General features: G+C 59.9%; 9 protein-coding genes. 5 read left to right on the plus strand and 4 right to left on the minus strand.

All coding sequences use genetic code 11. The features are described 5' to 3' along the window. Positions 1-123 precede the first annotated feature (123 nt). Positions 124-1,392: a TolC family protein gene (locus tag VJ604_RS01410; RefSeq protein WP_324079597.1), complete on the minus strand. Its 1,269-nt coding sequence runs from the start codon at positions 1,390-1,392 to the stop codon at positions 124-126. A gap of 240 nt (positions 1,393-1,632) precedes the next feature. Continuing rightward, on the minus strand, positions 1,633-2,766 hold the full coding sequence (locus tag VJ604_RS01415; RefSeq protein ID WP_324079598.1) for a two-component system sensor histidine kinase NtrB: 1,134 nt from the start codon (positions 2,764-2,766) through the stop codon (positions 1,633-1,635). A gap of 175 nt (positions 2,767-2,941) precedes the next feature. On the opposite strand from VJ604_RS01415, the gene VJ604_RS01420 reads away from it, so the two are divergent. Together VJ604_RS01420 and VJ604_RS01425 are read left to right on the plus strand one after the other, a co-directional pair. Continuing rightward, on the plus strand, positions 2,942-3,748 hold the full coding sequence (locus VJ604_RS01420) for an alpha/beta fold hydrolase (RefSeq protein WP_324079599.1): 807 nt from the start codon (positions 2,942-2,944) through the stop codon (positions 3,746-3,748). Positions 3,749-4,067: 319 nt separating this feature from the next. Further along, the gene (locus tag VJ604_RS01425; protein ID WP_324079600.1) at positions 4,068-5,321 is read left to right on the plus strand and encodes a class I SAM-dependent methyltransferase; all 1,254 of its coding nucleotides are present in this window, start codon (positions 4,068-4,070) and stop codon (positions 5,319-5,321) included. Between the two features lie 219 nt (positions 5,322-5,540). Here VJ604_RS01425 and arsS read toward each other — a convergent pair whose 3' ends face one another. Both arsS and VJ604_RS01435 read right to left on the minus strand, forming a co-directional pair. Continuing rightward, positions 5,541-6,503 carry an arsenosugar biosynthesis radical SAM (seleno)protein ArsS gene (gene arsS, locus VJ604_RS01430; protein ID WP_324079601.1) on the minus strand — a complete coding sequence of 321 codons (963 nt, stop codon included), beginning with the start codon at positions 6,501-6,503 and terminating at the stop codon, positions 5,541-5,543. Between the two features lie 20 nt (positions 6,504-6,523). Next, on the minus strand, positions 6,524-6,856 hold the full coding sequence (locus VJ604_RS01435; RefSeq protein WP_324079602.1) for an arsenosugar biosynthesis-associated peroxidase-like protein: 333 nt from the start codon (positions 6,854-6,856) through the stop codon (positions 6,524-6,526). Between the two features lie 206 nt (positions 6,857-7,062). Between VJ604_RS01435 and VJ604_RS01440 the strand changes: the two genes are divergently transcribed. The 3 genes from VJ604_RS01440 (at position 7,063) to VJ604_RS01450 (ending at position 9,420) form a co-directional block, all read left to right on the plus strand. Continuing rightward, positions 7,063-7,482: a QcrA and Rieske domain-containing protein gene (locus VJ604_RS01440; RefSeq protein ID WP_324079603.1), complete on the plus strand. Its 420-nt coding sequence runs from the start codon at positions 7,063-7,065 to the stop codon at positions 7,480-7,482. A gap of 13 nt (positions 7,483-7,495) precedes the next feature. Then, positions 7,496-8,596: a cytochrome b gene (locus VJ604_RS01445; protein ID WP_324079604.1), complete on the plus strand. Its 1,101-nt coding sequence runs from the start codon at positions 7,496-7,498 to the stop codon at positions 8,594-8,596. Positions 8,597-8,658: 62 nt separating this feature from the next. Further along, positions 8,659-9,420 carry a cytochrome c3 family protein gene (locus tag VJ604_RS01450; RefSeq protein ID WP_324079605.1) on the plus strand — a complete coding sequence of 254 codons (762 nt, stop codon included), beginning with the start codon at positions 8,659-8,661 and terminating at the stop codon, positions 9,418-9,420. The last annotated feature ends 107 nt before the right edge of the window (positions 9,421-9,527 follow it).

A 9,527-nucleotide genomic window follows, 5' to 3' on the forward strand; every position in this document is an offset into this window, starting at 1 on the left:
GCTGGCGACCACGATAGTCAGGGTCACAATGGTCAGGGGAATGGTGATTTTCTTATTTATGGCCATTCAAAGAAACCTCGTCGACAAAGTATTTACATTGGCAAATCATACCCTCGCCCGCCCTTACTCAAGCTCCCTGCCCACCAGCGCCTCCAGCTGCGCCTTCTTCACCTGGTAATCCGCCAGGGAATCGTAGTACTCGCGTTCGTAGTTGAAAAGGGAGACCCTGCTGTCCAGCAGGTTGAGAAAATCGACCTTGTTCACCCGGTAGCCGATGGTGGCTGACTCGAGCGACTGCTCGGCCTGCGGGATGATGCCGGTCTTGTACAGCTCCACGAGCTTCTTACGCCGCTCCATCTGGGCCAGCAGATCCGCGATACCGGTGGCGATGGTGTTCCTGGTCGCCATCAGCTCGTCCTGCGCCATGTTGATTTCAGAGTTTGCCTCGGCCACCATGGCATCCCGCCTCGCCCGCTGGATGGGGAGGTTGAAGGTGACTCCCAGCGAGTACATGTCGTCGTTATTGTTACGCTGCATGTACTCGAAGCCGACGTTGAAGTCCGGGTAGTACTCCTTCTTGGCGAGCTTGTAGGAGCTCTCCCCCTTCAAGACCTTGGCCCGCAGGCTCTTCAGCTCCGGACGGCTCTCTTCAGCCATCTCCATCAGCTTGTCCGCAGAGGGCGGCTCCTGCCCGAGCCCGAACTCCGGAATCTGCCCGACCGCCGTGGTTGGCGGGCGGTACAAAAGGGAGTTCAGGGCGATCACCTGGCTCTTTCTCATCTGCTCCAGCGAGATGCGCATGTCGAGCATCTTGGAGCGCTCCAACTGCGCCTTGTAGATGTCCTGCTGGACGCCCTGTCCCACCGAGTACTTGGTCTGTGCAAGGGTGATGAAGGTGTCGATTATCCCGATGTTCTTGTCGAGGATGGCCACGGCGTGGTCGGCGAAGTAGATCTGGTAGTAGGCCTCCTTCACCATCCTCACCAGTTCCAGCTTTCGCTCCTCGTGGGCGTAGTGGAAACTTTCCGCCTCGTGGGTCGCCACTTCCTCGCGCAGCGCCCGCTTGCCGAAGAAGGGGAGCTGCTGGGAGATGCCGATCACCTTCTGGGTCATCGGATCCTTGGAAAAGTTGACCGGGTCGTTCACGATGCCGTTCTGGATCTTCAGCATCAGCATCGGATCATCGAGGCTGCCGGCCTGCTTGATGCGGCTTTTGAAGGAACGCCAACGCGACTCCGAAGCCTTCAGTTCGGGGTTGTTAGAGAGGGCGGTATCGATGAGGCGGGAGAGATTCTCGCCCTGGCTGGTCGAGGCACTCTCTTGGGCGTGCAAAGGGGGAACTGCTGTGACGAGAAACAACAGTAAGGCAGCGGCGATACGTCTGACAGACATGGTGACTCCTGAAGGTCTGTGATTCAGGGAAAGAGTTAGCAACCACCATGCCCAACAGCTAACTCTCGGTATTAACAGGCACTTCCGAGGAAGCGTTGCGAAGAAAAGCAGAATATCCTACCAGCATTGTAGAATATCCTTCAACCTAAAAGGCCAGAGCACCCATCCTCATCCTGCCCTTCTCCTTGAAGGAGAAGGAACGGTCAGCGGGACTCTTTCGATTCACGGAAACGGCCCACCCTACGTCCCCTCCCCTTCAAGGGGAGGGACAGGGTGAGGATGGGGGGCGGGCAGCAAAACCTTGAAGGTCGCACCGCTCCCCGGCTCGCTCTCCACCTCGACGCTGCCGCCATGGCCTTCGATGATCTTTTTGGTGATGGGGAGACCGAGCCCGGTACCGTTCCCCTTGGTGGTGAAGAAGGGTTCGAAGATCTTCGCTTTCGCCTCGGAGGTGATACCGGGACCGTTATCGGAGAAGCGGATCTCGATCGCCCCTTTTCGCTCATGGTATGCGGTGGAGACGATAACCTCACCGCCGGCGGGCGATGCCTGGATCCCGTTCAGGATGATGTTCACGAAGGCCTGCCGCAGTTTGGCGCCATCCGCGGCCAACTGCGGAAGCGGCGAAGATTGCAGCCGAAGTTTGATTTGTTTGGCGCGGGCTTCGGCGGAGAGCAGGCTGACGATGTTGGCGATTTCCTCGTTGATGTCGCAGGGGCTTTTGGCTGCCGGCTCGGGCCGGGCCATCCTGAGAAAATCCTCGACCACACCGTTAAGCCGGTCGGACTCCTTCACCAGGATATCGAGGAATTCCTTCCTGCTTTCCGCGGGCATGCCGTTTTCCATCAGGATTTCCGCAGTCCCGCGGATGGAGGCGAGCGGGTTCCTGATCTCGTGAGCGAGGATGGCGGAGAGCTCTCCCAGCGCGGAAAGGCGCTCGGCGCGCCGCAACTGCTCCTCGATGCGGATGATCAGTTCCGACTGGCTCTGCAGCTTCTGATACGACTCCTCCAGCCCCTTGGCGGTCTCCTCCAACTGCTGCCGGCGCGAGCGCTCCTGCTGGGAGAGAAAGCCGGTGATGCCGCCCACCACGTTGTAAAGCAGCACCTCCAGGTACTTTTCCATCTCCATGGCGATATGGCCGCCCCATTGGAAGAGGATATGGGGAGCGTAGCAGATGGTGACCAGGATGGCGCAGCCGATCCCCCCGCGAAAGCCGAACCAGTAGGCGGAAAGGATGATGGGAATGTAGTAGAGACGCTGGAAGATGTCATGCAGCATCGGCAGGCTGAGCGGCGTCAGGTAGTGCAAAAGACTGATGCCGATTACGCATGACAAAAGGAAGGCAATCTTCAGGATGTCGGTTTTCTTCATGCAGCCTCTGGAATTTAATGGAAGCTCATTGAGCAAGCCCTTCTATAACAGATAATCCGGGTAATGATCCACTATTATTGCATCCTTCCAAATGAAGACAATCTTGACCGGTGTGATACAGTTACCGGTGTTCAAAATCTACAGGATCGCTTCGGGCAGATGAGGAGGTTTCCCTATGCAAGTATCCCTTCCTTCCTACTTCAGTTCTGGCGAAGGTCCGGCAGTCATCCTGCTGCACTCCACCCTCAGTTCGAAGAACCAGTGGCGGTCGTTGAGCACACTGCTGGAAACCGATTACCGCGTCATCGCCGTCGATCTCTACGGCTACGGCGACACGCCGGCGCCCACCGTGGTCGACGACTTTACCCTGCTGGACGAGGCGAAACTGGTCGAGTCACTGCTGGATGAACTGCTGCTGCCAGACGAGCCATTCCACCTGGTGGGGCACTCCTATGGTGGCGCCGTCGCGCTACGCCTTTGCCACCATGCTCCAAGCCGGGTCAGCACTCTCACCCTCTTCGAACCGGTCGCATTCCACCTGCTCTCCCCAAGCGATCCGGCACTAAGCCGAGTGTTCACCCTGAGACAGGAACTCGGCCGAATGATCGAAGCAGGTCTCCGCGAAGAGGCGGTCGAGACCTTCATCGATTATTGGGGAGGCCCGGGAACCTTCGCCAAGTTTCCGCCGCGGGTGCAAAAGGATTTCGAGGCGAGGGCGGACAAGCTGCTGCTGGATTTCATCGCGCTCACCCACACCAACCTCACCTTGAAAGAGTACCGGACACTTAAACTGCCGGTGACGTTGATAGCAGGAAAGTCGAGCAAGGGGCCGGCGCTCAGGGTCGCAGAGGCCTTGGCCCAGACCCTGCCGCAGTGCAGGATGGTCTGGGTCGAGACCGGGCACATGGGGCCCGTGACCGATCCCGACGTGGTCAACCCCGTCATCAGGGAAAGCCTGTTTACTGCTCTGGGAGAAAAATAACAGCGCAAGCAATCCACCCTGCCGCCCCTTGCAAGTTCTTCACGAAATTTCGGGAGATGTAGAGTCGGCATCCGTTCGTACTGAGCTTGTCGAAGTACCTATGCCCGACTCTCACAAGCAGGTTCCCTTCGACAGGCTCAGGACAGGCTTCGACAGCTCAGGACGAACGGGGCCGAGAGTTCGACCTGTCGGCATTGGATGCCCAGAATCAATGGCAACCGGAATTCCCTCCCCTTTCCTTCAGCCTGATCCTATCTACTTGACATTTCACCCAACACTCACACAATCGTAGGTGTGGACAATCGAAGAGGAGCCGACCATGGAAAGTTCGAAGCAGAATGGAGTCATCCCGACCTCCTTCTTCTCAGGCCGGGCCAGAGACTCACGGAAAGTCCTGGAACTTGACAGGAGGCTGCTCCGCAAGCTGATAGAAGGGATGGGTGCACCTGCCATCAAGGTGGCTCTTTGGGACGGCGAGGATGTGGTCTCCAACCCGGGCGCCACCACAAGGATGATCATCCACAACCGCATTTCGCTATTGCGACTGATAGGGAACCCGCTCCTGTACTTTGGCGACGATTACAGCTCTGGGAATATCGATATCGAGGGCGGACTGGTAAATTTTATGGAAGCGGTCGCCCGCGCAATGGACGGCACGGGACAAATACGCAGGCGGACCAGCCCCGTTCACAACTGGCATAGGGAAACCTTCAACAGTCTCTCCGACTCCCGCAAGAACATCCATCACCACTACGACCTGGGTAACGACTTCTACCGGCTCTGGCTGGACAAGGAGATGCTGTACACCTGCGCCTACTACCCGAAGCCGCACATCTCACTGGAAGCGGCCCAGATCGCCAAGATGGAGCTGGTCTGCAGGAAGGTGAGACTTTCCGGCGGCGAGCGGGTCATCGAGGCCGGCTGCGGCTGGGGCGGGCTGGCCCGCTACATGGCCAAGCGGTACGGGGCCAAGGTCAGGGCCTTCAACATCTCCAAAGAGCAGGTGGCCTACGCGAAGGAGCGGGCCAGGAAGGAAGGGATCTTCGGGGTGGAATACATCGAGGACGACTACCGGAACATCACCGGCGAGTGCGACGTCTTCGTGTCGGTGGGGATGCTGGAGCACGTGGGGCCGAATAACTACCGCAGGCTGGGACAGGTCATCGACAGCACGCTGTCCGACACGGGTTTTGGTCTCATCCACAGCATCGGCCAGGATGTCGCGGAACCGCTCACCGAGTGGATCGAGAAGCGGATATTCCCCGGCAGCTATCCCCCGACCATCAGGGAGATGATGGAGATCTTCGAGCCGTACGGCTTCAACGTCCTCGACCTGGAGAACCTGCGCCTGCACTACGCGAGGACTCTGGAGCATTGGCTGGAACGGTACGAGGCAAACGAGGGTGAGATCGTGAGGATGTTCGACGAGAGTTTCGCCAGAGCCTGGAGGCTGTACTTGTGCGGATCGATTGCCGCTTTCAGGACCGGCTCGCTGCAGCTCTTCCAGGTGGTTTTCACCCGCCATGGCAACAACAACGTCCCCTTGACGCGGCACCACATGCTGGAACCGTAACACCTACCCCATCCTCACCCGCCTTCGCCTGAAGGCTACGGCGGGCACGCTCCTGTCCCTCCCCTTGAAGGGGAGGGGACGCTGGGCGGAGGGCATGACCTCTTTTTCCCATTACTCTGGCAACCACCAACGCTCCCTCCCCTTCAAGGGGAGGGTCGGGGTGAGGATGGGGTTTATTCCTTCTTCCTATGACCCAACCTGGGGCACGATGCTCCCACCTCAGGTAAAGCCGGAGCCTACCGTGCAGGCGTAACAGTGATCGCCTACCGGAATCGGCACCCCCGGCGCCGGAAGCTCCAGCAGATCGGCAAGATAGCTCGTCGTCCCGCCATGAGGAAGCCCCGCGGCCAGATTGAAATCGCAATCGAAGAGCCGCCCGGACCAGTCGACCGACAGCTGGTTCCGGCACATCAGCCCTTCCACGGTGCAGGGATTAAAGCCGCCGGCAAGTTTCCCGAGATACCCGGAGAGGTTGCCGGAGCGCTCGAGAAAGGCGCGAAAGCGGCCGAGGGGGACGTTGGCAAAGGTGTAGAGCGCGTTGAAGGTGATACCGAACTTCCGGAGCAGGTCGGCACGGAACTTCTTCTCCGCCTGACCTTGGGGTGCCGGTAAGAAGGCGCCTGCGGGGTTGGAGACCAGATTCAGCTCGAGCGAGCTCCCCTCCACGCCATACCCGATAGCGTTTAGCTTCCTGAGGGCCGCCACGCTTTTTTCCCAGACGCCGGAACCACGCTGAGCCTCGGTCTGCGAAGCGTTGGTGGCGGGGAGGGAGACCACCAGCACGACCTTCATCTCCCGGTACAGTTCACACAGGTCGGCAGCGGATTCCTCGTTCAGCGCAACCAGGTTGCTCCGCACGATCAGCCGCGGCGTCAGGGGTGCCAGCGACCGCACGAGGTAGTCGATGCCGGGTACCAGTTCGGGCGAGCCACCGGTAAGGTCGATACTCGCGAAGCGGAACCGCCGGGCGCAATCGATGACGGTGTCCATGGTTGCCCGGTCCATCGCCTCTTCCCGGTACGGTCCGGCCTCCAGATGGCAGTGTCCGCAGGCGAGGCCGCAATTGAGCCCGACATTGACCTGCAAGGCCGTGGTCTCCCCGCGCGTTAGCGCCAGTCCATGGCGGGCCAGGGCTTCCTGGAACGGCTCGATATCTACCTGTTGCTTTTCGATGTCTGTCATCACTTTAGGCGGATGCCCCTTTACAGGGAGAGCTGCTCGGCGATCTTGCGCATCTGCACGCCGTGGACCAGCGATGCCCCGCCACGGATGGCATTCACCACGTGCAGCGCCTCAGTCATCTCGCCGAGGTTCGATCCCTTTTCCAGACAGGCGCGGGTGTAAGCGTCTATGCAGTACGGGCACTGCACCGCATGGGCCACCGCCAGCGCGATCAGCGCCTTCTCGCGCTCGGTCAGCTCCCCCTCGGCGAAGACGGCGCCGTAGTAATCGAAGAACTTACCGGCCAACTCCGGCGCGTCCTTGCCTATTTCAGCGAATTTACCCAAATCCTTGGGATCATAGTACGTTTCCATCGTGTCTCCTTATAGTGCCATTCTCACCCGAGCAGCAAGCATACCGAAACTGTCTCGGTCGGTAAAGCCCATAAACTTGGCCGTCACAAATGAATGATTTACCGATGGAATACTGTTTCAGCTCGCTCTCTATCAGCGAAAGGGCTTGAAATCATTCGCTAGCCCATTATACTTGTCCGCAGTTTACAGATTAGACCGGAGGAGATATGGCGAACGAAAGCAGGAGAAAATTTCTCGGGGTCTGCCTGTCGGGGGCTTTGGTCGGAGCCGTGACTGCCGTCTGCTACCCGATTTTCCGCTACCTTGCCCCTCGTGCCGGGGAAACGGGCGCGGCGAAGGTGGTCTTCCCCCTCACCGAGATTCCGGAAGGTGAGGCGAAGTTCTTCGAGTACGCCGGTTCCTCCGCGGTGGTGGTCAAAACCAAAACCGGCGACCTTATCGCCCTCTCCGCCGTCTGCACCCACCTCGGCTGCATCGTGCAGTGGGAGAAGGACCAGCAGGATTTCCTCTGCCCCTGCCACGCTGGCCGCTACGCCCCCAACGGGGCCGTCCTCTCGGGTCCGCCGCCCAGACCGCTCGCCAAACTCCCCATCGCCGTGGCAGGTGGAAACGTAACTATCGGATAACTTTGGAGGTTCCATGCCCCTTATCAAACGGGTTTATGACTGGATCGACGTGCGCATTGGTATGCGCGAGGTCGTCAAAAAGGAGCTGACGGGATACCTGCTCCCGCGCAACATCAACGAGTGGTACTCGCTGGGAAGCGTGCTGTTGGTCATCTTCGCGCTGCAGGTGGTGACCGGGATGCTGCTTTTGGTCTACTACGTCCCCGACGCCGACAAGGCGTTCAAGAGCGTCACCTACATCATGAACAATGTGCCGTACGGCTGGCTGATCCGGCTTTGCCACGCGGTCGGCTCCAACCTGATGGTCGCCGTGCTCCTTCTGCACATGCTGTCGACCCTGCTGATGGGGAGCTACAAAAGCCCCCGCGAGCTGAACTGGATCTCCGGCTTCACCACCTTCGCGGTGGTGGAAGGGATGTCGCTCACCGGCTATCTCCTCCCCTGGAGCCAGCTCTCCTTCTGGGCCACCACGGTCGCCACCAACAGCGTGAGCGCCATCCCGGTGGTCGGCACCTTCCTGGTGGAATTCCTGCGCGGCGGCAAACTGGTCGGTCCCGCCACCCTGGGACGCTTCTTCGCCCTCCACGTCGCGGTGATCCCGCTGGTCATCGCGCTTTTGATCGGGCTGCACCTCTTCATCCTGAAGAGGGTCGGCATCTCCACGCCACCGTCCGGCAACGAGCCGACCAGGCACTGGCCCGGCGACGCCTACCGCTATGAGAGTCACCCCGGCGGGATTCCGTTCTTCCCCAACTTCGCCCTGGTCGACCTGACCTCCATCTCGATCTACTTCGCCATCTTCCTGGCGCTGGTCTTCTTCGCGCCGAACCTTCTCTTCACCCCCGACGCCTTCGTGCCGGCCAACGCCTTCAAGACACCGGCCCACATCAAGCCGGAATGGTACTTCCTGGCCAACTACCAGACGCTGAAGATCTTCCCTAACGAGCTGGTAGGGATCATCATCCAGGCAGCCGCCGGCACCTTCCTGGCGCTGCTTCCCTTCATCGACCGCGGGCGAGAGCGGCATCCGCTGAGACGGCCCATCTTCCTCGCCTGCGTCATCGCCGGAATCCTGCTGTGGATCGGGCTTACCATATGGGGGCACTACTCATGATCCGGATACCCAATAGATTGAGGAACGGAATCCTCTTTGCGGCGGGTGCCGTCCTACTTTGCGTGCTTTCCCTGCTGCAGCCGCACCGCGCCCAGGGGGCCGAGCCGCCGGAAACCGTCTGCATCCAGTGCCATTCGGGGCTGCCGGATAAACTTGGCGCACCGGTCAACCTCTGGAAGACCAGCATCCATGCCGAGAACGGCATCTCCTGCAACAGCTGCCACGGTGGAGATCCCAAGAACGCGGCCGACGCCATGAACCGGTCGCTTGGCTTCCTCGGGGCTCCCAAGGAAGAGCAGATCCCGGCTTTCTGCGGGCGCTGCCACGTGGGCGTGATGAAGGACTACCTGGCCAGCAAGCACGGCAAGGCGCTCGGCAAAGGCGGGCCCACCTGCGTCACCTGCCACAGCAACCACCACGTGCTGAAGGCGTCCCTCGACCTGATCAACGAGAAGACCTGCACCCAGTGCCACACCTTCGAGCGGGCCGCCGCCATCAAGGCAGCCATGCAGCAGACCGAAGGGTACATCGTCGGCATCGACCAAAGGATCGCGGCGCTGCAGAAGGTGGGGGTCGACACCGAGGAGATGGGCAAGTCGCTCTTCTCGATCAGGAACCGCTTCCACACGCTGTTCCACGACGTGGACGTCCAGCGGGTGAAAACGGAATCCACCCAGATCAATGGTGATCTGGCCAAGATCAGCACCCAATTGACGGCGATCGAGGACTCCCGCACCAAGCGGAAGATCGCCGGCGGCGTCGCCATCTTCTGCGTCCTGCTGATAGCCTTCCTGTTCCACCTGATGAAAAAAACCTACGACTAGTCTCTCATCACCCCTGCCTCCTCCCTTCCTCCCAGCCTCCTCCCAAAGGGGGGGCTGGGAGGAGGGGGAGAGGGGACGTTCTGACCTCCCCAATTACCACTCGATTC

The organism is Geomonas sp., assembly GCF_035254065.1.
In the GTDB taxonomy this organism is placed as follows: Bacteria; Desulfobacterota; Desulfuromonadia; order Geobacterales; family Geobacteraceae; genus Geomonas.

Bases quoted from the DNA above. Each gene is read 5' to 3' on its own strand.
- VJ604_RS01415 (WP_324079598.1), bottom strand. From the start codon at position 2,766: ATGAAGAAAACCGACATCCTGAAGATTGCCTTCCTTTTGTCATGCGTA.
- VJ604_RS01410 (WP_324079597.1), bottom strand. From the start codon at position 1,392: ATGTCTGTCAGACGTATCGCCGCTGCCTTACTGTTGTTTCTCGTCACA.
- arsS (WP_324079601.1), bottom strand. From the start codon at position 6,503: ATGACAGACATCGAAAAGCAACAGGTAGATATCGAGCCGTTCCAGGAA.
- VJ604_RS01440 (WP_324079603.1), top strand. From the start codon at position 7,063: ATGGCGAACGAAAGCAGGAGAAAATTTCTCGGGGTCTGCCTGTCGGGG.
- VJ604_RS01435 (WP_324079602.1), bottom strand. From the start codon at position 6,856: ATGGAAACGTACTATGATCCCAAGGATTTGGGTAAATTCGCTGAAATA.
- VJ604_RS01420 (WP_324079599.1), top strand. From the start codon at position 2,942: ATGCAAGTATCCCTTCCTTCCTACTTCAGTTCTGGCGAAGGTCCGGCA.
- VJ604_RS01445 (WP_324079604.1), top strand. From the start codon at position 7,496: ATGCCCCTTATCAAACGGGTTTATGACTGGATCGACGTGCGCATTGGT.
- VJ604_RS01425 (WP_324079600.1), top strand. From the start codon at position 4,068: ATGGAAAGTTCGAAGCAGAATGGAGTCATCCCGACCTCCTTCTTCTCA.